Raw genomic sequence first — 24,783 nt, 5'->3', positions numbered from 1 at the left:
AGCGAACCCGTCGCCGCCCGGCCTTCCCTGGCACGCCATGTGCGGCGCGCCGTGTGGCCCGGCAAGGCTTGCGCGCGAGGCTGGGGGCGCGACGCGCGCGCCACGCGACGATCCGAACTGCTACGAGAGCTGCCAACGTGACGCATCCAAACGAGCTGCCGCTTTCACCGCTTTCCGCGCTGCAATTCTATGCGACGGCGCCCTATCCCTGCAGTTACCTGGAGGGGCGCATCGCGCGCTCGCAGGTGGCAACGCCCAGTCATCTCATCAATTCCGACGTCTATACCGATCTCGTGAAGGCCGGCTTCCGGCGCTCGGGCGTGTTCACCTATCGCCCCTATTGCGACGGTTGCCGCGCGTGCGTGCCGGTGCGCGTGCCGGTCGAGCGCTTCACGCCGAGCCGCACGCAGCGCCGCGCGTGGAAGCGGCACGGCGCGCTCGTCGCGACGGTCGCGCCGCTGCACTACGACGAGGCGCATTACGCGCTCTACATGCGCTATCAGTCCGCGCGCCACGCGGGCGGCGGGATGGATCGCGACAGCCGCGACCAGTACGAGCAGTTCCTGCTGCAAAGCCGGATCAACTCGCGGCTGGTCGAATTCCGCGAACCGGACCCTGCGCATCCGGACGAGCCCGGCGCGTTGCGCATGGTGAGCATGATCGACATCCTCGGGGACGGGCTCTCGTCGGTCTACACGTTCTTCGACCCGGACACGCTCCATACGAGCTACGGCACCTACAACATCCTCTGGCAGATCGAGCAGGCCCGCAGCCTTCAGCTGCCTTACGTCTATCTCGGCTACTGGATCCGCGAGAGCCCGAAAATGGCGTACAAGGCGCGCTTCCAGCCGCTCGAAGGCCTCTTCGACGGCGCATGGACCGCACTCACGGCCGAAGCCTGAGCCCCGGGCGCATCGCCCAGGGTCCGCGTTACCGCTAAAATAGCGGGTTCCCATTTTCTGGCGCCCGCGCCTTCTCCCTCGTGTTCAGCACCCTTTATCCGTTCGTCCGCGACCAGCTCTTTCGCATGGACGCCGAAGACGCCCATCACCTCTCGCTGCGCATGATCGGCGCCGCCGGCCGCACCGGCATGGCGGGCCTGCTCGCCCCGCGCGTGCCCGATTCGCCGCGCACCGTCATGGGCCTCACCTTCCGCAACCCGGTGGGGCTCGCCGCGGGCCTCGACAAGGAAGGCGCCGCGATCGACGGTTTCGCCGCGCTCGGCTTCGGCTTCATCGAGGTGGGCACCGTGACGCCGCGCCCGCAGCCGGGCAATCCGCGCCCGCGCATTTTCCGGCTGCCGCAGGCGGGCGGCATCATCAACCGCATGGGGTTCAACAACCACGGCGTCGAGCAGTTCGTGAAGAACGTGCAGGCCGCGCGCTATCGCGGCATTCTCGGCCTGAATATCGGCAAGAACGCCGACACGCCGATCGAGCGCGCCGCCGACGACTATCTCTTCTGCCTCGAGCGCGTCTATCCGTTCGCGAGCTACGTGACGATCAATATCTCGTCGCCGAACACGAAGAATCTGCGCCAGCTGCAAGGCGGCGGCGAACTCGACGCCCTGCTCGCCGCGCTCAAGGACAAGCAGCAGCGTCTCGCCGACATGCACGGCAAGCTCGTGCCGCTCGCGCTGAAGATCGCGCCCGATCTCGACGACGAGCAGATCAAGGAAATCGCCGACACGCTCCTGCGCCACAAGATCGAAGGCGTGATCGCGACCAACACCACGCTCTCGCGCGCGGCGGTGGAAGGCATGCCAAATGCGAACGAAACGGGCGGCCTCTCGGGACGCCCCGTGTTCGATGCCTCGAACAACGTGATCCGCAAGCTGCGCGCCGAACTGGGCGGCGACGTGCCCATCATCGGTGTGGGCGGCATTTTTTCGGGCGACGACGCGCGCGCCAAGATCGCGGCCGGCGCCTCGCTCGTGCAGGTCTACACGGGCTTCATCTACCGGGGCCCGGCGCTCGTCGCCGAATGTGCGCGGGCGCTGGCCTCGGGCCGCGCGTAAAGCTATAGTGGCACGCTAGTCATGGCGCATCGGAGGCGCTGTGCACCAGCACCAGAATCGCAGCAGCAGAACAAGAGGAAAACATGAAATCCGGTTTGCTGAAAAAACTCCTTGCACTTGCAATCGTTGGCGCATCGTTCGTCGCAGCCAGCGCCCACGCCGATGACCTGCTCGACCAGGTCAAGGCGCGCGGCACGCTGCGCATCGGTCTCGAAGGCACGTTCCCCCCGTTCAACTCGAAGGCGCCCAACGGCGAGCTGGTCGGCTATGACGTCGACATCGCGAAGGCCGTGGCCGCGAAAATGGGCCTCAAGCCCGAATTCGTCACGACCGAATGGAGCGGCATCATCGCGGGCCTGCAGGCAGGCAAGTTCGACGTGATCGTGAATCAGGTCGGCGTGACCGACCAGCGCAAGGCCGTGCTCGACTTCTCGCCGGCGTACACGTACTCGGCCGCGCAACTCATCCAGCGCAAGGACGACACGCGCCAGTTCAAGACGCTCGAAGACCTCAAGGGCAAGAAGCTCGGCGTCGGCCTCGGCACCAATTACATGGACATGGCCAAGTCGGTGCCGGGCATCGACGTGAAGACCTATCCGGGTGCCCCCGAATATCTGCGCGACCTCGCAGCGAGCCGTCTCGACGCGGCGCTGAACGACCGCCTGATGCTCGCCTACCTGCTCAAGAACTCGCAGCTGCCGCTGCGCACGGGCGCGATGGTCGGCGCCGGCAACCCGTCGGCCATTCCGTTCAAGAAGGGCAATCCGAAGTTCGCCAAGGCGATCGACGACGCGATGACGCAACTCGAAGCCGATGGCACCTTCACGAAGATCTCGGACAAGTGGTTCGGCATCGACGTGACGAAGCCGATCTCGCAATGATCCGGCAATGATCGCGAGCGCCGCACATTCCGGCTGACGCGAAGGGCGGCATCGTACGATGCCGCCCTTCGCACATATGCCTCCATTGCAAACCGCGCCACTTCCATTCGTTACCTACGCCCATGCCCATCTATACGCTCATCATCCAGTCGCTGCCGGTGCTCGCACAGGGCGCGGTGCTGACGGTCAAGTTCGCCGTGCTTTCGATGATCTTCGGGCTCATCGGCGGTGCCGTGCTCGCGCTCATGGGCATCAGTTCGAACCGCACGCTCGTGTTCATCGCACGCGTGTATGTGAGCCTGATGCGCGGCACGCCGCTGCTCGTGCAGATCTTCGTCATTTATTACGGATTGCCGAGCGTCGGCATCTCGCTCGACCCGACGCCCGCAGGCGTGATCGCGCTTTCCGCGAACGTGGCGGCGTATCTCTCGGAGAGCATGCGCGGCGCGATTCTCGGCATTCACAGCGGACAGTGGCTCGCGGCCTATAGCCTCGGCCTCTCGCGCAGCCAGACCCTGCGCTACGTGATCGCGCCGCAGGCGTTGCGCATCGCCGTGCCGAGTCTCTCGAACAGCCTCATCAGCCTCATCAAGGACACGTCGCTCGTTTCGGTCATCACCGTGACGGAGCTGCTGCGCAGCGCGCAGGAAATCATCGCTTCGACGTATCAGCCGCTGCCGCTCTATCTCGCGGCCGCCGCCGTGTACTGGGTGCTCTGCCAGGTGCTCGAATGGGTGCAGCACTGGTACGAAAAGCGCCTCGCGCTGCCTGCGCGCCACTGATTTTCCTCCCTGCCTCAGGCGTTTTCATGCACGGCCCGCCCACGCGGGCCGTGTCGCTTGCGGGCCGCTGTTTAGCTTGTCACTCGCAGGGGAAACGCAGTCCGAGCGCCGCTCGCGCGGCGTCGGCCATGGCGAGCATGCGGCGCGAGGTGTCGTGCGGCATCACCGGGCTTTCCAGCGCGCCCGCGCGCAGCAGCTCGCAGAAGTGCGCGGTCTCGTAGTTGAGGCCGCCGCCCTCGAACGGCTCGTCGAGTTCGGCGACGCGGCCATCCACGTAGCGCACCGTCGCGCGCGCCGGATTCCACCAGTTCGCGTGGATCGTCACGTTGCCGAGCGGCCCCGCCAGCAGCGCGTCGCCATAGCCGTGCAGATCGAGCCCGCAGAACAGTTGCGCGATGCCGCGCTCATGCTGGCAATTGAGACTCGCGAAGGTATCCACGCCAGTCGAGCCGAGGCGCCCGACGGTCTGCACTTCGCGCGGCGCACCGAGCCAGTCGACCGCAAGAAACATTTCATACACGCCGATGTCGAGCAGCGCCCCGCCCGCGTGTTCGAATGACAGCGAGGGATGGTCGGCAGGCACGCTTGCCACCGAACAACCCGCGCGCACGAGCCCGACCGGCCCGATGGGATCGGCGTCCAGTTGCGCGCGCAACTTTCGATAGAGGGGATAAAACGGCGGCTTCATCGCCTCCATGAAGAGGCGCTGCGCGCGGCGCGCCGCGTCGAGCACGCGTTCGAACTGCGCGCCGTTCACGGTGGCGGGTTTTTCGCACAGCACGGGCAAGCCGGCTTCGAGCGCGGCAATGGCGTACTGGGCGTGGCTGTCCTGCATCGTGGCGATGTACACGGCTTCGATGCCGCTCGCGAAGAGCGCATCCAGGCTCTCGCACGCCTTTGCGCCGCAGGTAGCGGCAAGCGCCTGCGCAGTAGCCGCGCGCCGCGACCAAACCGCCTCGACGCGTGCATGCGGCACGTGCGCGACGCCCTGTGCGAAGCGGTGCGCAATGCGGCCCGCGCCGACGATGCCCCAACGTATCGTTTGTGTTTCGCTCATGTGCTGCGTGCTCCGGCTGTGAGGTCGAGGGCCGCCGCACAACGTACCTCATGTACGTCACGCGCGGCGCACCCAAAGACACGCACGATACCGGCACACGCAGCGCGCCGCAATGCGCTCGCCTCGATCCGCGCACGGCGCCTGGATCGAGGCGAGCGAAGCGACGCCGCGAACGGCCTTAGCGCTGCTCCAGCGCCTCGGGCGAGAGTGCCCGAGTGAGCTCGTCGGCGGTGTATTCGATCATCGCGAGCGCAGCCGCTTCGGCCTCTTTCGGCGCACGCCGCTCGATCGCTTCGACGATGCGCCCATGGGCCGCCACGACGTTGTTCCAGCCGCCGTCACGCGTGTTGAGAATCGGATTCACGAGCGACAGCGCGCCGCGAATGATCGCCGCCATCTGCTGATAAAACTGATTCCCGCTCGCCGCGAGGATGCGCGTGTGCAGAAGCGCGTCGGCGGTCTGGAAATTCGGATCGTCGGTGCTCGTCTGGCGCAGCGCCTCGAACGCCTCGCGAATGCCGGTAATGTCCGCGGCGCTCGCGCGCGTGGCCGCGAGCGCGCACGCCGCCGGTTCGATCAGGCCGCGAAACTCGATCACGTCGCGCAAGAACGTCTTGTCCGGTTTCGAACGGAAACGCCAGTTCACGACGTCCTCGTCGATCATGCGCCAGTCGCGCATGGGCCGGATGCGCGTGCCTATTTTCGGCCGCACGTCGAGCATGTGACGCGCGAGCAGCATGGAGAGCGCTTCGCGCATCACCGTGCGGCTCACGTCGAACTCCTTCGAGAGGATGTCCTGCGGCGGCAGCACGGCGCCATACCGCTCCTCGACGATGCCTGAAATCAGCCCGTCCATCACCTTGCTGACGAGCGAGCGTTCCTTGTTCCCCAGTTCCATGACCCTACCCCCCCGATGTGGGCGTTATCGCCCATGTTTGCCGGATACTGCGCGGGCCCTCGTGCGTCGTCGAACTTAGGTGTTACGTTGCCATGCGCTTCGCATATTTCGCCAGCCAGGATATCTCCTGACATGATGCTTGCGCGCACGCATCTTGTTCGTATTTACGCGTGTTCCGTCGGCCCTTGCGCTGCTGTTTTTGTAAGGCGTTCGTATGAATCGCCCACTTACTTCAATCGACACGCTTTCAACTGGCTTCAAATCGATCGGCAGTCCCTGGCTGTGCATATGCAGGGATGCCGGCGCGCATGTTTCTTCTGCGCACGCTTTTTCGCGCGCGGCCCAACGTCGTGCTTTTCAACCTTGTACTTGTTCACCGTTGTATCCGGCCGTACTCATCGTCGAAGCGCACGATGTCGTCTTCGCCCAGATAACCGCCTGACTGCACCTCGATGATCTCGAGCGGCGTCTTGCCCGGATTTTCCAGCCGGTGCTTCACGCCCAGCGGAATGTAGGTCGATTCGTTTTCCGACAGCAAAAAGACCTCCTCGCCGCGCGTGACGCGCGCCGTGCCACGCACCACGGTCCAGTGCTCCGCGCGGTGATGATGCATCTGCAGCGACAGCCGCCCGCCCGGCTTCACGACGATGCGCTTGACCTGAAAGCGTTCGCCCTGATCGAGCGAGTCGTAGCAGCCCCATGGCCGCTCCACGCGCCGGTGATGCTGCGCGACCGCGCTGCGCTCCTGCCTGAGTTTGCCCACGATCGCCTTGACGTCCTGCACGCGATCCCTGGCCGCGACGAGGACGGCGTCGGCCGTTTCGACCACCACCACGCCGTGCACGCCCACGCAGGCCACGAGCCGTCCGTCCGAATGTGCGAACGTGTCGGTCACGTCTTCGAACATCACGCGCCCGCGGGCCACGTTGCCGCTTGCGTCCTTGTTCGACACCTGCCACACCGCATCCCACGCGCCCACGTCGGACCAGCCGGCCGCGAGCGGCACGACCACGCCCGTGAGCCGCGCATTGGCGCCGAGCGACTCCATCACCGCGTAGTCGATCGAATCGGACGGGCACGCGGCGAGCGCCGCGGCATCGAGATGCACGGTGCCGTCGGCGTCGATGGCGGCCGCCTCGAACGCTGCCGCGCATTGCGCCGCGATAGCCGGCCGGCAGTGCGCGATCGCGGCGAGCCATACTGATGCGCGCACCACGAAAATGCCGCTATTCCAGAGGTAATCGCCCGAGGCCACGTAACTCGCCGCGAGTTCGGCGCCGGGCTTTTCCACGAAACGTTCGATCACGCGCGCGCCGCTCGCGCCGAGCGCCGCCCCCGCGCCGATGTACCCGTAGCCGGTCTCCGCGCGCTGCGGCGGCACGCCCAGCGTGACGATCGCGCCGCGCGCCGCGTAGCCCACCGCTTCTTCGAGCGCGGCGGCAAACGCCGCGCGATCCGCGATCAGGTGGTCCGCAGGCGTGGCGATGAGCACGGGGTCGCTGTCGCATACGGCAAGCGCGCCATTGCGGACGAGCGCCGCCTCGTGCCCGGCGCGCGCTGCCAGCGCCGCCACAGTGAGCGCCGGCGCCGTGTTGCGTGCGACCGGTTCGAGCACGACGCGAGCGGACATGCCGCTGCGGCCGAGCCGGTCGACGGTCATGAGCCGCAATTCCTCGCTGCTCACGACGACCGGCGCGGCCTTGCGGATCGCCGCGCCCGCCTCGGCATACATGCCGTCGAGCCGCCGCACCGTGGCTTCGAGCAGCGACTCGCCGTCGAGCAGATCGATCAGCTGTTTCGGGCAATGCTCGCGCGAGAGCGGCCAGAGCCGCGTGCCCGAGCCCCCGGCCAGCACCACGGGCTGAACGATGAGCGCGACGTCGGGTTCATTGGCTGCCGCGAGCAAGCCGGCAGGCGTCACGAGCTGATTCATGCGGTGAGCTCCCCGTTGAAATACGCCGGGTCACGTCGACGAGCGCCGCCCCTGCCTGCCGGCCGGCTCGCCCGAAGCGTCACGCGCTTCCCGGATCTCTCAAGCCTCACAACGCCTCGAGGCTTTTTACGGACCTCATTGGAGCAAACCTCGGCATGCCAATCTGTACGCATACCCACACTGACCGCATGCGCACCGGCGGGCACGCCGCAAGCCACCCTCGCGCGATGTTTCAGCGCCGAACGTTTTTTCGCCGGCTTCGTCTGCGTTGCAACAGAAGTGAATCAAAACCGCTTGTTTTTTGGGTCGCTGCCCGAATCGCCCCGGATCCATGTTTCAACGAGGAGCCATTTCTGAATCCCCCGCTCGCCAGGGGAAATAATTCAATCAAATCATTGTCTTGCGATTTTCAATCGGGCTGCGCGCAGCACGGCGGCCTGCAAGGTCGCCGTACAAAACTGAAACAAAAACGCGGCGTTTCGCCGCGCTGCCGCATGGCCGGCTCGCGCTCAGCCGCTTCAATGCGTGCTTTCGCACCAACTGGCACACACCCTGCTAAAGAGAGATCGCCACACGAGCGCAGATGCGGACGAACGATACCGCGCCCGCAAACGCGCGAATGGGACGAGGCAAGAACAAGCTGGAACAAGCACCAACAAGCGGGACTATGGGGCCGGCACGACGAACACAAAAGCCGCACGGGAAACGGCAGATAACAACGAGTTCGGCGAACGGAATCAAAAACAGGAGGCGGCTCGCGCTGCTTCACACGAGGACCAGTCATGTTAACCCTTCAATCCGATCTTCACGGCAACCATTTGCTGGGCGCCCTCCCGTCGCATGAATGGCAGGCTCTCGCCCCGCACCTCGAACTCGTTCATCTGCGCACCGAACAGTTGATCTGCGATTCCGGCCAGCGCATTCATCACGTGTACTTTCCGACCACTGCGATCGTCTCGCTGCTCTCGACGATGGAAGACGGCAGCTCGGTCGAAATCGCGGCGGTCGGCCGCGAAGGCATGACGGGCGTGCCGGTGCTGACGGGCGGCGAAACGATGCCGAACCGCGTGCAGGTGCAATGCGCGGGCTTCGCCTATCGCATGAGCGCGCAAGCCCTCAAGCAGCAATTCGCGCGCTCGGATTTCCTGCGCCGCCTCATGCTGCTCTATATGCACGCGCTGCTCACGCAGGTGGCACAGACCGCTGCGTGCAATCGTCACCACTCGCTGAGCAAGCAGCTGTGCCGCTGGCTGCTGATCGAAGTGGACCGCGTGGCCTCCAACGATCTCAGCGTCACGCAGCAGCTGATCGCCGACATGCTCGGCGTGCGCCGCGAAGGCATTACCGAAGCCGCCGGCAAGCTGCACGACGAAGGCCTGATCCATCACAGCCGCGGCCATATCCGCGTGCTCGATCGCGAAGGCCTCGAAGCCCGCGCCTGCGAGTGCTACGGGCTCGTGCGCCGCGAATTCGACCGGCTGCTGCCGCGCCTGCATCAGGCGGAAACGGTCGCTTGAGCGCGTAATCGCGTGCGTTTCCGTTGCGCGCCGCGAGTTCATTCGCGTCTCGTCCTTCTGACAAAGCGTGCCCGTAGCGGCACGCTTTTGCGCGCCTGCTCGCTTTGCCTGCGCCATCGCGCGCCCCGTCAGGCAAGGTCGAAGGCAACCGGAGCATAGAGGATACCGAATCGATCGGATCTCTCCGCGCTAGCTGGAGAGAACAGGAGAGCGCCCTCTTCTCTTCAGCCTTGCCGGACTCAATGGGCCGAAGGCACGAGCGCCTGCGCAAGCGGCAAGGCGGGCAAGTGCTCGCGTTCGCGCACGAACGGGTCGGTCGGCTCCTGAAGCTTCGGATCCGGGCTCGTGTCGGCATTGCGCAATTGCACGGGTGCGCCGTCGTTCTTCGCGACCTTGCGATTGTCGCCGCAAGGATGATCGGTCAGCGCGGCAGCCTCGCGGAAGTCGTCTTCCTGACACATGATGTTGAACGCGATGTCCTTGCGGTCCATGCGCCAGGCCACGGCCGCATTCAGGCGCTTGTTGCAGTCCATATCCTTGATGGTGCCCGCGGCCGTCGCGCCCACGCCCACCACCGACACCGCGGCGGAAATACTGCCCCAGCAGGTCTCGGTCACCGAGGCCGTCAGGGCCGGCGCGTAGACCGTAGGCGTCGTGCGTACATCGTAGCCGCCGTGATACGTGACGTCCGACGTACCGCCGCTCGGCAATACGACGGTATTGGAGACGGTGCTCGTCTGGCTCGACGTGGACGTGGTCCCCGACGTCATCGTCGGCGTGGTTTGCGCCCACGCGGCGCCTGCAAACAGCAACACCCCGGCAACGGCAATTTTTTGCTTCAGCTTGCTCATTCTTCTCTCCGTGAACGGAAAGGGGGCTGCGCCCCCTCTCCGACGCGCTAGTGAACGGCTGACCCGTTCGGATTACCAGTGCATGCCACCCGTGAGCGAACCCGAACCGCCCGCTGCGACGATGCCGACGCCGCCGTCCGCATTGGCCGTGCCGCTGCCGTTCGCGGTCGCGTTCGACGTGAAGCCCGAGCCGCCGTAGCTGCCGCTCGAACCGTCGAACGACGTGTTGATCACCGACGAGTTGAAGTTCTGCGAGCCCGACTGCGTGGCGCTCGTGAAGCCGAGCGTCGACGAATTCTGGTTCGTGGTCGTCGTGCCGGTCTGGCCGACGTAGCCGCTAGCCGTCTGGCCGTAGGTCTGCGAGTTGCCGTTTTGCGTCGTGTAGCTCGAACCGAACGTGAGGCTCGCGTTCGAAAACGACTGGTTGCCTTGCGACACGGTGGCGTCGATATGGCCCGGCACCGTCAGCGCCGACGTGAAGCTGCCGTTGACCGACGAGGTCGAGTTCGACGTGAGTGCCGTCGCACCAAAGCCGACGCCCGCTGCGCCCACCGCCGACGTGGTGGAGGACGACGGCGCGCCCATGCCGCCGGCACCGCCTGCAAATGCGGCAACCGAACCGAAAGAGAGCATGGCGGCGAGCGAAATGGCCTGAATCTTCTTCATGATTGTGGTCTTCCTGATAAAACAGGGGAACGTTGGATGAATGCGCGCGCACTCCCCCTGATAGCGCGGGCGCATTTAACACGACTTCAATTGCCATACCGATTAAATTGCTGCATTTAAAACGCGCGAATATCCCCGCGGACCATCCCGATATCGGGAAGACCGTTTAACGGAGTGACCAGATTAAAACTCGCGCGCAGAACGCCTTAAGCTTTACGCACTCGCGTAAATCAGGCGGTCATGCAGAATTGAAAATCCGGAGAACAGAAAGGAATGCCCCGTAAAGCCCCGTACGCTTCGCGGACTCCATTGAATAGCAGTCCGATACAAATCGCTCAACACCCGCTGTTATCATTATTTCCCCGTGTACCGCACGGCGTACGCCAGTCACTCTCACGCACTGCCTGACAGAAACCCTCGGGCCGCTGCGCATTTTTGCGCGCCGCCCTTCCCCTGCCCGGTCGTTTCGACGTCTCTTTTAGCGAACCGTTTGCATAACGTCGCCGGACGGTGAATTTATATCTCAGACAGTCAGACTATTGCTACGTCATTCGCATTTTTGTGTGCGGTTCTCAACGTAGTGATTTTCGATGACCTTGAATTGGGGGATTTCCTTTCAATAATAATCGAAAGGCGAATTGAAGTTTCAGATGGATGCACGGACAACCAGATCGGAAAATCGCGTTCTTTTAATGATTAATCGCGATGTTCGGTTCGGCAGGCCACGCAGGCCTGCCGGAATAAAGAGCGGCAGCGCACAGGCAATCAGGCGCAAGCCTGTTGCACGCGCCGCTCGCGCGAGGCCGCTCAGGCCTTGCGGTAATCGATGCGCTCGACGCCGTTTTCACCGCCGAGCAGGCAGAAGTCCGCGCCGCGTGCGGCGAACAGGCCCACCGTCACCACGCCCGGCCATGCGTTGACATGCGCCTCGAGCGTGCGCGGGTCGCTGATACGCAGGCCCTTCACGTCGAGAATCTCGTTGCCGTTGTCGGTGATGAAGGGCGAGCCGTCCTTTTGCACACGCAGCACCGGCACGCCGCCGAGCGCCGTCACGCGGCGGCCAATGGCCGTGCGCGCCATCGGCACGACTTCGATGGGCAGCGGGAACTGGCCGAGCACGTCGACACGCTTGCTCGCATCGGCGATGCAGACGAACACGTCCGACACCGACGCGACGATCTTCTCGCGCGTGAGCGCGCCGCCGCCGCCCTTGATCATGGCGCCGGCGCCGTCGATTTCATCGGCGCCGTCCACGTACACGGGCAGCGATTCGATCTCGTTGAGGTCGAAAATCTTGAAGCCGTGCGCTTCGAGGCGCGCGGTGGTCGCGACCGAGCTCGACACGGCGCCGCGGTAGCGGCCCTTGCTCGCCGCCAGTGCGTCGATGAAGCAGTTCGCGGTGGAGCCCGTGCCGACGCCGATCACGGCGCCTTCCGGCACGTTCGCGTTGACATAGTCGGCGGCGGCCTGGCCGACCAGTTGCTTGAGTTCGTCTTGAGTCATGGGAGTACAGCCCGAGGAGGAGAAAAACGCGGAATCCGCATAGTTTACCGGAGATGCGGGCACGGGCTGCCCGCATCTCGCAGGATCGCGCGGCAGGTCATCCCGCGGGCGACCGGTCGGCGCTCAGCGCGCGGCCGCGCGTTGGCGCACCGCTTCGAACAGGCACACGCCCGACGCCACGGAAACGTTGAGGCTCTCGACCGTGCCCGCCATCGGAATCTGCATGACTTCGTCGCAGGTTTCGCGCGTGAGGCGGCGCATGCCCTCGCCTTCGGCGCCCAGCACGAGCGCCACGGGACCGTCGAGCTTCGTCTCGTAGAGGCTCGCGCTAGCGTCGCCGGCGGTGCCGACCACCCACACGCCCGCGTCCTTGAGTTCGCGCAGCGCACGCGCGAGATTCGTCACGGTGATATAGGGCACGGTGTCCGCCGCGCCGCTCGCCACCTTCGCGGCCGTGGCGTTCAGACCCACGGCGCGGTCGCGCGGGGCGATCACGGCGTGCGCGCCGGCTGCGTCGGCCACGCGCAGGCACGCGCCGAGATTGTGCGGATCGGTCACGCCGTCGAGCACGAGCAAGAGCGGCGAGCCCTGGATGCCGTCGAGCAGCTCAGCGAGGTTCTGCGCGAGCGCCAGATCGTGGACGCGGGCCACCACGCCCTGGTGGCGCTCCGTGTGCGCGAGACCCCAGAGGCGCGTTTCGTCGGCTGCGATCACGCGCGCGCCGGCTTCCTTCGCGGTGTGCAGGAAGTCCTGCATGCGGCGGTCGCGGCGCGTCGGATCGTAGTAGACATCCTCGACCGTGGACGCGTCGTGCCGCAAGCGTGCGGTCACCGCATGAAACCCGTAAAGAACCTTGAGACGTGACATGACTGAACCAACCTCTGATGAACGTTTTGCGACGCAGATACAGCGCCGCCGACAACGATAGTCAGCCGGCCGCGTCGTGCGGTCCGGCGTATGCAAGCCGCGCGCGCATGTGGCAAAAGCCGACGCGGCCGGCAAGTGAAAAAACCGGGCGCGCGCACGGCGGCGCGGCCCGGATAATGAAACGGCTGCGGAGCACGTTGGCGCTCCGCATGCAGGTGCTCAGCGCTTCTTGCGCGGCGCCTGCTTCTTGGGCGTCGGCTTCACGGCCGAGCGCTTCTTCGCGGTCTTGGCGGCGCCGCGCGCTGCGCGCGCCTCCTTCACCGCGACGCTCGGCGCCGGCGCAGCCTTCTTCTGGCGCGCCATGTCGCCGCCCTGCAGCGCACGCACGCGCGGACCACCCTCCATGCCGCTCTTGTCGACCGGCATCGGCCGGTTGCCGCCCGGCTTCACGGGCGTATCGCGCACGAGGCGGAAGTCGATCTTGCGCGCGTCGAGATCCACGCGGCTCACCTGCACGCGCACGCGGTCCGACAGGCGATAGCGAATGCCGGTGCGCTCGCCACGCAGCTCGTTCTTGATCTCGTCGTACTGGAAGTAGTCCGAGCCCAGTTCCGTCACGTGCACGAGGCCTTCGATGAAGAGCGCGTCGAGCTGCACGAAAATGCCGAACGACGTCACACCGCTCACCATCCCGCCGTACTCTTCGCCGAGCTTGTCGCGCATGAAGTAGCACTTGAGCCAGGCTTCGACGTCGCGCGAGGCTTCGTCGGCGCGGCGCTCGTTCGCCGAGCAGTGCAGGCCGAGTTCTTCCCAGATCGCCGTGTTGGCGCCGCGCGCGCGCTTGCCGCGCTTCTCCTCGTCCTCGGCCTGCAGCGCGCGGGCGCGCGGCGAGAGCGCGGTATTGAGCTCGACGCCATCGGGTGCCTGCGGCTGGTACTTCTTGCCCTGCAGGATCGCGTAGATCGCGCGGTGCGTGAGCAGGTCGGGATAGCGGCGAATCGGGCTCGTGAAGTGCGCGTACGCCTCGTAGGCAAGACCGAAGTGACCGATATTGTCCGGGCTGTACACGGCCTGCTGCATCGAGCGCAGCAGCATGGTCTGCAGCATCTGCGCGTCGGGCCGGTCGCGGATGTGCGCCATCAGCGCGGCGTAGTCGCTCGCGTGCGGCGTGTCGCCGCCGCCGAGCGAAAGGCCCATGCCGCGCAGGAAGGTACGCAGGTTTTCGAGCTTTTCGGCCGTCGGCCCCGCGTGCACGCGGTACAGGCCCGGGTGCTTGTGGCGCTTCATGAAGTCGGCCGCGCACACGTTGGCTGCGAGCATGCACTCTTCGATCAGCTTGTGCGCGTCGTTGCGCTGGCGCGGCACGATCTGCTCGATCTTGCCTTGCGCGTTGCAGACGATATACGTCTCAGTCGTGTCGAAATCGATCGCACCGCGCTTCTGGCGCGCGGCGAACAGCGACTTGTACACGCCATAGAGATTCTGCAGTTGCGGCAGCAGCGCCGCACGGCGTGTCGCCTCGGGGCCCTTGGTGTTGGTGAGCACCGCCGCGACTTCAGTATACGTGAGCCGCGCCGCCGAGTGCATGACGCCCGGATAGAACTGGTACGCCTTGATCTCGCCGCGCGCGGTGATCACCATGTCGCACACGAGCACGCAGCGGTCGACGTGCGGATTGAGCGAACAGAGCCCGTTCGACAGCTTCTCGGGCAGCATCGGGATCACGCGGCGCGGGAAGTACACCGACGTGCTGCGCTCGATCGCGTCCACATCGAGACCGCCGCCCGGCAGCACGTAATGCGAGACGTCGGCGATGGCGACGATCAGGCGGAAGCCCTCGCCACGGCCGACCTGCATCGGCTCGCAATAGACGGCGTCGTCGAAGTCGCGCGCATCTTCGCCGTCGATGGTGACGAGCGGCACGTCGCGCAGGTCCACGCGATAACGAATGTCAGTGGGACGCACGGCGTCGGGCAGCTTCGCGGCTTCGTCGAGCGCGGGCTTGCTGAACTCGTGCGGCACGCCGTACTTGCGCACGGCGATCTCGATCTCCATGCCCGGGTCGTCGATATCGCCGAGCACTTCCATCACCCGGCCGAGCGGCTGCGAGTGGCGGCTGGGGAAATCGGTGAGCTCGACGACCACGACCTGGCCGACCTTGGCCTTCTTGGGATTCTGCGTGACGAGAATATCGTGGCCGATGCGCTTGTCTTCCGGCGCAACGATCAACGCGCCGTTCTCGTTGAGCAGGCGCCCGATGACACTGCGGTTCGCACGGTCGGTGACTTCGACGATATGCCCTTCCGGCCGCCCGCGCCGGTCATAGCCGACGATGCGCGCGAGCACGCGGTCGTTGTGCATGACCTTCTGCATTTCGCCTTGCGGCAGGAACAGGTCGTCCTGACCGTCGTCGCGCACGAGGAAGCCGTAGCCGTCGCGATGACCCTGCACACGCCCGGCGACGAAATTCGAAGGATGGGCGAGCTGGTAGTGGCCGCGCGAGTCGAGCCGGATCTGCCCGTCGCGCTCCATGGCGGCGAGCCGCCTGAAGAACCCTTCACGCTCCTGGCGCTTGATGGAGAGCGCCTCGGCGATATCGTTCGCGGTGCACGGCGAGTCGCTGGTCCGCAGCACGCCGAGAATCTCTTCGCGGCTGGGAATCGGATACGGATATTTGCTCAAGGGCTTATCGATGGTTGTTCTCGTTGCGTGGACGTCGGATTTTGCGCGGCCTGAATGTGCGATACATGCACGCGGCGCCCGGTCTTCGAGTGCTGCAATCTGCCGGCCCGTAACGTGGATTGCCTGACCGCTCGCGTTGCGTGCGCCACGCTGCACGCAGCACCTGAATCACGGACTTTTGCCGGCGGAACTTCTGCGAGGCATTCTAACACCCGCATCGCACCCTACGAGCCGTGGGAGCGGCCTCGCGGCCCGACGAGACGGCCACTCCACGCGGTCTGCAACGCTTCGGCAGGCGCGTTTCATCACCTTCCACAAAACGCTTGACAGCCGTTCCGATCCCGCTATAATTTCGGTCTTTGCTGCACAACACGTTGAACAGCAAACGACACCTTGCCCAGGTGGCGGAATTGGTAGACGCACCAGGTTCAGGTCCTGGCGGTGGCAACACTGTGGAGGTTCGAGTCCTCTCTTGGGCACCAGATTCAAAAGGCCGGCTTTATGCCGGCCTTTTTCATTTCCGGCGTAGGCAACGAGTACAACTGCCCTGCTATCGCGCAAAACGCAGCAGCCCCGTTCCCGGGATGAAGATTTTTTGAAAAGATCTATTGACAGACACGCGAATTCACGTCACAATTTTCTTCTAGCTTGAAGACGTGCCCAGGTGGCGGAATTGGTAGACGCACCAGGTTCAGGTCCTGGCGGTGGCAACACTGTGGAGGTTCGAGTCCTCTCCTGGGCACCACAAGGCTGTTTAGCGTAGTACAGAGAAGTCCAGAAGACCCCGTAAATGATTGAATTTGCGGGGTTTTTTGTTTATTGCCGTCCAAGCTGGAGCACGGCAAGCCGCGTGCAGATGAGTGCGTTTTTGAGTACATTGAAAGTTCGAGATAACCCAATGTACTCGCCATGCCCCTCACCGTCCGAGAAGTCGAAGCAGCCCGGCCCCGGCCGAAGCCCTACGGTATCGCCGATGGCGACGGTCTGGTCCTCTGGGTAACGCCGGAGGGCAACAAGTTCTGGCATTTCCGCTATCGGCTGCACGGCAAGCAACCGCGCATCTCGTTAGGACGCTACCCCGACGTTACGCTTCAGAAAGCAAGGCAGCAGGCCGCGTCATATCGGACGCTCGTCGCCGATGGCGCCGATCCTCGCGCGAAACGACGGATCGATCGCCAGCGGGCGGACACGAGCGACGATGGCACGTTCAAGGCAGCCGCTGAGCTCTGGTACAAGAGCAAACAGGATGCGGGCCGATCCGCCTCGACGCTGAACAAGATCCGAACGTACCTCGACAAGGACATCCAGCCCGAACTCGGTTCGATCAAGCTCGTAAACATCACGCGCGCCGACTGCGCCCGCGTCCAAGAACGCTTCGAAAAGCGCGACGCCCTCAACGTATCGAAGAAAGCCCGCGGCTGGTTACGCGAAATCTTCAGTCAGGCCATCGCACGCGGCCAGTGCGAGTTCAATCCCGCATCCGAGCTCAAGGTCATTGCGAAACCCGCGCGAAAAGCAAAACCCTATCCCCACCTCCTCGAACCGGAGCTGCCCGATTTTCTGCGTGCACTCGAGAAATCAACGAGTCGCCTCATCGCCTACGTCTCTGCCTGGATGACGATCTGGACGGCGAGCCGTCCCGGCATGGTCCGCTACGCCGAATGGACCGAGATTGATCTCGACGGCGCGCTGTGGACGATCTCCGCCGAAAAGATGAAGATGCGACGCAGCCACGTCACGCCGCTACCGTCGCAACTCGTTACGGCGCTCAGGGAGCTCAAAAAGCTGACAGGCCGTCACCAGTACGTTTTTCCCGGCATCGGCACGAAGCACCAGGTCATCAGCGAGAACACGATAAACCTTGTGTTTTCGAAGATCGGCTACAAGGGCCGCATGGTCGGTCACGGTACACGGCATACCGCAAGCACCCTTCTTCGCGAACATGGCTGGGTAAAAGACCACGTCGAAACGCAGCTAGCCCACCTTGAAGAAGGCACAGCCGGTGACTACAACCACGCCAGGTATCTGGTGCAACGTCGCGCGATGATCCAGTGGTACGCCGACTACCTTGATGCACTCAAGACAGGCATGCAACCCGCCGATCAGCGTTCATTGGCCCAACGGGTCAACAACATACCCACGCGATCACGCCCAGCGCCTTCGCAAATGGTCGACAACGACGAAATCGCTATCTGATGAACCCGCGGGATCAACGCTCGAACACCGACGTCGAGAAGGTGGCGGCATGAACGCGTCCGCGCATGATGGTGGCCGCGTGGCCCTGATGCTCAACGAGCCGCCTTTGCCAACGATCGGCCGGTTGTGCCCCGAGTTCGCTGAGCGCTCGGACAAGGAAGCCTGGCCGGCCGCATGCCTGCTTGGCGCACTGCTAGAGCACGAGCTGGCCGAACGCGCTAAACGACGTATCGAGCGGCACCGAACCGAGTCGCATCTGGACCCGACCAAGACGCTCGCCGCCTTCGACTTCGGCGCCGTGCCGATGGTCTCAAAAGCGCATGTCACAGCGCTGGCCACCGGAGAGTCATGGTTGGAGAAAGGCGTCACGGTTCTCCTGTTCGGCCCGCCTGGGGGCCGAAAAAACCACCTGGGATCGGCTATCGGTCATGCATTGATCGACGTCGGCTACCGCGTGTTGTTCACGCGTACCAGCGAGCTCGTCCAGAAGCTGCAGGCCGCGCGCCAGAGCATGCAGTTGCCTTCCGCGCTGGCCAAGCTCGACCGCTCGATCTGATCATCCTCGACCTGTCGTATGCCCGCAAGGACCGGGCCGAGACCAGCGTTCTGTTCGAGCTGATTGCTGAGAGGTATGAGCGGAAAGCCTTCTGATAACTGCAAACCAACCGCTCTCGGGCTGGAACGACGTGTTCCCCGACCCCGGCATGACGGTCGCCGCCATCGACCGGCTTGTGCATCACTCGACGATCGTCGAGCTCAACGTCGAAAGCTACCGCCGCCGCAAGGCCGGCGACAAAAAAAATGCACGGGCGGCCATCCTAATTGACAATCTACACGAGTACGTCCTCGCCGGTCAGCTCGACATAGCGCCGCCGGCTACCACCTGCCGGCGCCCTTTTTATTCAGTCTTTCCAAAACAGCCTCGACCAATTCGGAAACTGAATCCAACGCGCAAACATCACACGAAGCCGCGGCGCCTACCTGGAGGGCGCGCAAATGAAATGTGAAAGATGTTGACAGCCCACTCGGAACTCGGGCAAGGCTTCTATAAGTTGGCAGCCGATTGCTGCTCTAACAGAGTCTCAGCATAGAGTTCGTGTTTTGGAAATCTCAGCTCGACATTCGTCGCCTCGGAGACTTCGCAACGACGGCGACCAAACCTTCGAAGGCTTGGCTCAAGCAGGATACCGGCGATGGCTGACAGCTCATTGCGTTTCAGCAATTCATCCACCAATTCGACATGCCCGAAGAACAGCAAGGTGTTCAACACGTGCTGCAATGCTGCCGGCTTGTTCATGAGGTAGAACGCGGATTGACGTAGCCTTGCTTCCCCTGCATCACGGTGGGCCAGCGTGTCGCGAACAGCTATCTCCCGCTCTCTTTCGAAATCCTCGCTATACAAAGAGCTATTCCTTGAGAAGTAGTACAAAGCTCTGAGTTCTCCGAACGCTTCCGGCGATATATTGTCCCTAAGCGTTGGCCAGATTTCGGTTCGCAAGGCCGCGTCTGCAACAAATTCCTCGAAACTCCATGAACCAGCTACCTCAGCATCCAGCAGAGCAGCACGTTCTTCTGATGCTGGAGCATATCGCCGCTTCACATCGTCAATGCCAATAATTTTGCACCACGAATCGAAGAACAATTGGAGTTGCGCTGAAGTTAAAAATTTGAATTCGAGACGGGCATCGATAATGGCACCCATTTCGATGTTCGCCTGAATGAGATTCAGCGCTAGCGTGAACTGTTTGGAGCTAAGGTTGTAGTGTTCTCGAAGCGCAGCCTCCGCGACTGTGAACGCATCTGTGCGCCATTCAGCTCTCGGCGGCAGTTGGTAGCCGATGCACACAAGGTCAAAGCGCGAGAGGTGTCGGGTGTAAGTCTTGTGTCGATACTCGTCACCAAAGAATTCACCCTGGTAGTTCAACGTTTTCAGGTCCGCAACCAACGCCCGAAACTTCCTCCAGAGGACCAGAAGATTGATTATTGCAAGCTCCGTCAGGTGCTTTTGATTCTCGCGCCCAAACGGGTAGCGAAAGACCTGTCCAGTGGCGTCCACCTCCGCAAAATCTGATATGGCAGTATCCAGAGGCTCGATGACTTTTTTATAACGCCAATCTAGTGCAACCGAGTGCTCTTTGAAATAACGCCACAGCATCCCGATATCGTGTGATGTCTGAACGTCGACGTCAGGCAAACGATAATCGTGATGAGCAAGCGGGCGCAATGATTCGATAGCTGCCTTGATGTACAGTTCTATCGCATGACGCATGTTGAAGCAAATAGGATACACAAAGGTGTCCGTCGGATGCTTCAAACCTCGGTGACGTATGACCTGCTCTAGCAGCACCTGGGCGGCATTAGCAAAGCCCGCGGCATAGTCCACGATGTCGGGCGAGCCGTTTTCGCCCACGCAGGCATTTGCCCACGACGGTTCTGCGTTTCTGAACGTTTCGTTGCCAGGATTCTGCGACATGTCGTATTGCAATAGTTAGCGGTCAGAGCACAATTTTACGCAAAGGTTGCGGCTTCGGCGTGCTCGGATGCTCTTCAATCTCCTTCCGCATGCGCCCATAAGGCCCGAACGTCACGAGCACCGAAGCGAAGTCGAGGAAACTCGCCGAGTTCACGCGCGGCGTCGAAGACCTGAAAATAGGCTCCGAGGAAACTCCCTTGATTCGGGCAGAACGTCGCGTACTTATGCAGCTCAGCGTAATCAAGCGCGATACACGGCAGGCCTGTCTCATCGAATGCGCTGAACAAAGACTTGCTGTATTCGGCGTAGGTGTCGGTGAAAAGCTCTCGCACAATAACCAACGACAAAAGATGGTGCTTACTGATGTCTACACAGACCTCGCCTCCATCAACAATCATACGAAGCGGCCGCGTGGAATCCGCGTAGCCCACCGCGCCAACAACCTGCTTCAGAGCATCGTTTACCTGATGCACCGACATCAGTTTCTTTCGTTTCAGGGTGCGCTGTAGCGTTTTCTCTGTATTCGGTGAGTCCTTGGCCTGCACTATAAGACACAGGTCGTCGGTGATGACGATGACGTCCGCAATCTCTTCTTTGTCGTAGTGACGCCTTGGTGCGTGATAAATCTGCTCGGACTTGAAGACTCGCTGGAGCATCAAAATAATATCAAGCTCCTGGAATGCTCCTGGCTCCTCCCGCTCCAGCGAAGTGAATGCGTACCCCTGCCCACCGTGGAACTGGTACATCTGTGGCCGGGTGTCGGCTATCGTCAAGTCTTCTGGAAACAAAGGCTCCTCGAATCGCACGGCAATCGCGTCAGCGTCGTCAGCAGCAGTTCTGAGGCCAAACCACATGTTTGCCTGTTCATGCGCGTGACCAAAGCTTGAGTCACTCAAGGGGGGGAACCTTACATGCTCGAGGCGCATCTTCGCCATGAGAGGCACATCGACCTCTGCGCTGTAACCTAACAGCTCGCGATTCTGCTCATCAAATATGTGGACCAGAATCTCGCGCCGGCTGAGCAGATGCAGAAGGTCGAGGGACGGTACGTCATCCGTGAGGAGACGCCATAACGTCAGCGGACAATCCTCGTCGTCGAAGAATGCGCTCATGAGCCCTATCGTTGACTGCCCGTTCAGTTCAACCGGGACGACGTAAATCTTGAACCCTCGATTCAACTTCGCCGGCAGGAGGTAGGACACCGACAACTTCAAAATAAGCCGCATCGTGCCCTCTTCCGGAGCACGTACACAGTGAATTCCGTCTGGATAGTCAAGCACCCCTCGGTAAAGCTCTGGCTGGTCAATCGAAAGCATGTCCCATCACCCTGCAATTCAGAAGCTATTGATTACGCACCCAGTGCAGTACGCCGGCTGAATCGCACCTCGCTCGAGCGGGCGTGTTCGCATCGGTGCCGCAGCACACCGAAGCACTGCACCGTATGTCAATCACCTCGTCCATCAGAAACGCCCGCCTTCTTTTCGGATTTGCTCCTGGGAGCGGCGCGCCGAGCACCGCTTACCTTCTTTGCCGAATGGATGCAAAGTACGTTCTGGACGAAGCGAATTCCCGAGTTTCTTGCGGCGAGCGCCGCAATCAGATACTGCACTGCGAAGACCACCGCAGACCACACAACAGCCGTGACCGTGTTGCCGAACAGAAAAAGCCCAAGCGCCACCAGCGGTACGAGCAATAGCGACATCGCTGCGATGTCCCGGAACATCAGATATTTCTGGTGGCTCTCAAGCACCGATACTTCGTTCTCCACCTGCTTGTAGAGCCGATACCACATCGAATTTTGGTCGCGGTCATCACTCGGGAAGGCTCCCACATTTTTCTTCAGCGTATCTAAGTCAATCCGCGTATCGGTCTGTGCATGCACGGAGAAGGCGCGCGAACCAGGCATCGGGTTACGAAGGCGCCAGAATACGAGAATCGCCTTCTGCGAATGCGAGAGCAAGTACGAAAGAAAAATAATGGGAACAGGCAGGAAAACCGACAGGCCCGTTCGCAGCGCCACCCCTTTGTCCGCGGTGAAGTCGTCGATGGGGTGATGAAAGGCGATGACCATCAATATGATGACATCGAAGACGCCAACGGCGACTAGCCAGACCATATTGCGCGCTTTCAACGACTTTCCAGGCGATGCTACTTGTGCGACCTGCTGAAGAGCGTCCATGTGTTTCCCCGTAGTGTCGAGTATCGAAGCCGTGTGAGCCTTACGCTGGCGCGCCATCGCGGACCAGCGCAGCGTAACCTCGCGGGTGGCGAATGAGCAGAACTGCCGCGTGGCGGATTTGTCCATCGAGCGATTTCGCGGTGTCCCGGTCCATCTGTGATGGACCACTCACCGTCAAATGGTTATGCCATGTCCCGAGGCACCAGAGCGTGTGTCCACCAAGCGCTTCGTAGTCGCGAATAGTATCGAGCGTTCCGTCGACCCCGAGCACAAAACGCGCAGGTGAGCGCGTGCTGTCAGGCGACGCAGGCAGGACGTCAGTGATGAATATCTCTCTGGTGAGCGCAGAGACATTTCCCACGATGAGGCCGCCTGTTTCGACCGTTGGATGCTCTGCAACATCGGCGACAATTTTCTTATGCGCCCTATCAAGCACGCGCACGGTCCACGCCTTCTTATCGAACACCTCCGCCACATGCGTTGCGCCAACCTCGTCGTGAACCCACGTGATGGACATCCCATCTTCGCCGACTGAAGCGACGGACGCCATGCCGGTCCGTAGCAAGCCGACCTCATCGTAGTGATGCAGTCTCTGACCAATACCAGCTGCGACGAGCGAGACTCGAGCGTCAGACATGGGGATAGTGACCGAGTGGCAACCGATACCGATTTCGAGAGTGTTCGCCGCCGCGGTTACACCTGCATCCCGCAGAAAGCCGAGAGAGCGCAATCGCTCGTATGCGTGATACAGCAGGTCGACAGTTGAGGGATTTTTGCCTTCTCCTTCCACAGTCATGAATGCTGCGTCGCCGTGATGGATGAGCGCCCCCTCCATAATGCGTGCGTCAAATTTCGCCCTTGCGAAATAGTCGCGCACAGCTGACGAGCCGGTCGTGTTCACCACCACCGATTGCGCGCTACGAAAAAAATCTCGGTATTTGGCTGCTTTGACGTCTAAGCCGCGAACGTCCGATGCGGCAACCTTCGGGCGTTTTGAACCAAAGCTTGCCATGATTTGCGCCAGCCGCTCTGCCTTGCCGTGGAAGTTAGCCACATCTTCAGGCAGCAGCGCATGGCGAGCCACGTTATGTGCGGCAGCAAGCTTCCCGTCTACAAGCAGCGCTGCCTTACCGCCCGCGCGCGCGACATGCACGGCAACCTTCGACCCGAGGCTCCCGCATCCCACAAACGTCAGTTGTAACTCTTTCGATTGTTCTTGCAGCGCCGACGTCTGCCTCAACAATTTCGAAGAGATGGGCGAGGTGAAAGCAACGGCACTGACCGGCGTCGTATCTTCCACAGACAGTTTTGCCGGCAGCGAGAGCCGCATCTTGTAGCCCAGCATCTCAAACTGGCTCTGCGTACCGATAATGTTTGTGGGCCTGCGCACCGGGAAGGCAAAATACAAGAGCGCTTCGAACTTGTCTTTCGACGTTGCAAGGGTGCGGTTGAAGTTGTTCACGAAATCGTCTAGCGCGACTCGACATCCCCACTCGGTCGCCTGCTCGGCAAGCTCTGCAAACGTCGTGACCGTATCGGCCTTATATCGCTCATGGACGACGGGTTGCTCTCCAGGAGCGGTTTGCGGCCAGCAGAAAACCAAAGGTTCATGCCCGCGATAAGCCGTCTCGTTCACCCCAAGCGTGTTCAGCCACTCACGCATGAAGTTGCGGTCACCAACGGGGAACTTCTGCTGCGGGTCACGCGCCAACGACCAGCGGCCGTCTTTGCTCCAGCACGTCATGCACATGAATAAGCGCCACCCGCCGTACGGTGGCTTGTCGAAATATCCTGCGGGGTGCATCTCGACAAAGTTGAAGCCAACTTCCCTTCGACTCGGTTCCCAGCCCTTTTCATTGATGGCCAGCTCATCGACCGCAGCTTTGTTCAGCCAATCCGACATCTGGTCGGCAAGGCGAAAGAACCCGTCTGAATGCATTACATCAAGCATGTCGCCGAACGTAATGCACGGTGGCACCCGACTTCCGCGCTTGTGCAGATAAATATGCGGCAACGCATCAGGAAAATCCTCACGCAACGTGAATCGCGGAGCCCTATCCGGAAAACCGGACGGAAGTTCGACGAGCACTTCCTCTCGCGCTCGTACCCCGTTCGGACTCGCGCCCGCGGCGGCCCAACGCGACGGCAGGTCGACGAGAAATGTCGCGGAGACGTTTGCACCACCGCCAGAAGTTTCTTCGACCTTTACCGACTCGACCGCAGGATGCGCCTCGAGCAGCTGGATTGCACCCTGCAGTAGAGCGTTCATAGCGACCCCGTC

18 protein-coding genes, 2 tRNA genes and 1 pseudogene are annotated in these 24,783 nt (G+C 62.3%); 9 read left to right on the top strand and 12 right to left on the bottom strand.

Features of this window, described 5'->3' with window-relative positions; translation table 11 throughout:
• Positions 1-137 precede the first annotated feature (137 nt).
• From AB4Y42_RS16035 to AB4Y42_RS16020, 4 genes are all read left to right on the top strand, one after another.
• Positions 138-902 (top strand): arginyltransferase, encoded by a 765-nt coding sequence (locus tag AB4Y42_RS16035; RefSeq protein WP_342920612.1) that lies wholly within the window; start codon positions 138-140, stop codon positions 900-902.
• An 80-nt stretch (positions 903-982) separates the two neighbouring features.
• Positions 983-2,017, top strand: a complete 1,035-nt coding sequence (locus AB4Y42_RS16030) for a quinone-dependent dihydroorotate dehydrogenase (protein WP_028204861.1) — start codon at positions 983-985, stop codon at positions 2,015-2,017.
• A gap of 83 nt (positions 2,018-2,100) precedes the next feature.
• Positions 2,101-2,898, top strand: coding sequence for a transporter substrate-binding domain-containing protein (locus AB4Y42_RS16025; RefSeq protein WP_368686407.1), 798 nt, complete (start codon positions 2,101-2,103; stop codon positions 2,896-2,898).
• A 122-nt stretch (positions 2,899-3,020) separates the two neighbouring features.
• Positions 3,021-3,680 (top strand): amino acid ABC transporter permease, encoded by a 660-nt coding sequence (locus tag AB4Y42_RS16020; RefSeq protein WP_342920615.1) that lies wholly within the window; start codon positions 3,021-3,023, stop codon positions 3,678-3,680.
• Positions 3,681-3,759: 79 nt separating this feature from the next.
• On the opposite strand, the gene AB4Y42_RS16015 is transcribed toward AB4Y42_RS16020, so the two are convergent.
• The 3 genes from AB4Y42_RS16015 to AB4Y42_RS16005 form a co-directional block, all read right to left on the bottom strand.
• Positions 3,760-4,737, bottom strand: coding sequence for a Gfo/Idh/MocA family protein (locus AB4Y42_RS16015; RefSeq protein WP_368694711.1), 978 nt, complete (start codon positions 4,735-4,737; stop codon positions 3,760-3,762).
• Between the two features lie 178 nt (positions 4,738-4,915).
• Positions 4,916-5,635: a FadR/GntR family transcriptional regulator gene (locus tag AB4Y42_RS16010; protein ID WP_368686410.1), complete on the bottom strand. Its 720-nt coding sequence runs from the start codon at positions 5,633-5,635 to the stop codon at positions 4,916-4,918.
• 373 nt (positions 5,636-6,008) lie between these two features.
• Positions 6,009-7,568, bottom strand: coding sequence for a mannose-1-phosphate guanylyltransferase/mannose-6-phosphate isomerase (locus AB4Y42_RS16005; RefSeq protein ID WP_368686411.1), 1,560 nt, complete (start codon positions 7,566-7,568; stop codon positions 6,009-6,011).
• A gap of 782 nt (positions 7,569-8,350) precedes the next feature.
• Between AB4Y42_RS16005 and AB4Y42_RS16000 the strand changes: the two genes are divergently transcribed.
• Positions 8,351-9,085 (top strand): Crp/Fnr family transcriptional regulator, encoded by a 735-nt coding sequence (locus tag AB4Y42_RS16000; protein ID WP_028204855.1) that lies wholly within the window; start codon positions 8,351-8,353, stop codon positions 9,083-9,085.
• Positions 9,086-9,324: 239 nt separating this feature from the next.
• On the opposite strand, the gene AB4Y42_RS15995 is transcribed toward AB4Y42_RS16000, so the two are convergent.
• The 5 genes from AB4Y42_RS15995 to rnr all read right to left on the bottom strand — a co-directional run bounded on the left by AB4Y42_RS15995 (position 9,325) and on the right by rnr (position 15,654).
• A complete protein-coding gene (locus AB4Y42_RS15995; RefSeq protein ID WP_342920619.1) occupies positions 9,325-9,936 on the bottom strand; it encodes a hypothetical protein in 612 nt (203 codons plus the stop codon).
• Positions 9,937-10,008: 72 nt separating this feature from the next.
• On the bottom strand, positions 10,009-10,602 hold the full coding sequence (locus AB4Y42_RS15990; protein WP_368686412.1) for a hypothetical protein: 594 nt from the start codon (positions 10,600-10,602) through the stop codon (positions 10,009-10,011).
• A gap of 807 nt (positions 10,603-11,409) precedes the next feature.
• Positions 11,410-12,105, bottom strand: coding sequence for a ribose-5-phosphate isomerase RpiA (gene rpiA, locus AB4Y42_RS15985; RefSeq protein WP_324160720.1), 696 nt, complete (start codon positions 12,103-12,105; stop codon positions 11,410-11,412).
• A gap of 123 nt (positions 12,106-12,228) precedes the next feature.
• Complete coding sequence (gene rlmB, locus AB4Y42_RS15980) at positions 12,229-12,972, bottom strand: 23S rRNA (guanosine(2251)-2'-O)-methyltransferase RlmB (RefSeq protein WP_342920622.1); 744 nt, start codon at positions 12,970-12,972, stop codon at positions 12,229-12,231.
• 219 nt (positions 12,973-13,191) lie between these two features.
• Positions 13,192-15,654 carry a ribonuclease R gene (gene rnr / locus AB4Y42_RS15975; protein WP_368686413.1) on the bottom strand — a complete coding sequence of 821 codons (2,463 nt, stop codon included), beginning with the start codon at positions 15,652-15,654 and terminating at the stop codon, positions 13,192-13,194.
• Between the two features lie 395 nt (positions 15,655-16,049).
• Between rnr and AB4Y42_RS15970 the strand changes: the two genes are divergently transcribed.
• The 4 genes and pseudogenes from AB4Y42_RS15970 to istB form a co-directional block, all read left to right on the top strand.
• Positions 16,050-16,136 (top strand) — tRNA-Leu (locus tag AB4Y42_RS15970).
• A gap of 176 nt (positions 16,137-16,312) precedes the next feature.
• Positions 16,313-16,399 (top strand) — tRNA-Leu (locus tag AB4Y42_RS15965).
• Between the two features lie 164 nt (positions 16,400-16,563).
• Positions 16,564-17,850, top strand: a complete 1,287-nt coding sequence (locus AB4Y42_RS15960) for a tyrosine-type recombinase/integrase (protein ID WP_368694710.1) — start codon at positions 16,564-16,566, stop codon at positions 17,848-17,850.
• 49 nt (positions 17,851-17,899) lie between these two features.
• Positions 17,900-18,656, top strand: a pseudogene (gene istB, locus AB4Y42_RS15955) (IS21-like element helper ATPase IstB); the annotation flags it as partial.
• Between the two features lie 239 nt (positions 18,657-18,895).
• On the opposite strand, the gene AB4Y42_RS15950 reads toward istB, so the two are convergent.
• The 4 genes from AB4Y42_RS15950 to AB4Y42_RS15935 form a co-directional block, all read right to left on the bottom strand.
• Positions 18,896-20,323, bottom strand: coding sequence for a hypothetical protein (locus AB4Y42_RS15950; protein ID WP_368694709.1), 1,428 nt, complete (start codon positions 20,321-20,323; stop codon positions 18,896-18,898).
• Positions 20,324-20,397: 74 nt separating this feature from the next.
• Positions 20,398-21,639, bottom strand: coding sequence for a hypothetical protein (locus AB4Y42_RS15945; protein WP_368694708.1), 1,242 nt, complete (start codon positions 21,637-21,639; stop codon positions 20,398-20,400).
• A 128-nt stretch (positions 21,640-21,767) separates the two neighbouring features.
• Positions 21,768-22,502 carry a hypothetical protein gene (locus tag AB4Y42_RS15940; RefSeq protein ID WP_368694707.1) on the bottom strand — a complete coding sequence of 245 codons (735 nt, stop codon included), beginning with the start codon at positions 22,500-22,502 and terminating at the stop codon, positions 21,768-21,770.
• A gap of 40 nt (positions 22,503-22,542) precedes the next feature.
• Positions 22,543-24,771, bottom strand: coding sequence for a hypothetical protein (locus AB4Y42_RS15935; RefSeq protein WP_368694706.1), 2,229 nt, complete (start codon positions 24,769-24,771; stop codon positions 22,543-22,545).
• Positions 24,772-24,783: the final 12 nt, after the last annotated feature.

This window comes from Paraburkholderia sp. EG286B, assembly GCF_040965655.1.
Lineage (GTDB): Bacteria > Pseudomonadota > Gammaproteobacteria > Burkholderiales > Burkholderiaceae > Paraburkholderia.
Note: the sequence above shows the minus strand (reverse complement) of the source record. Positions and strands in the feature narration are given on the sequence as shown.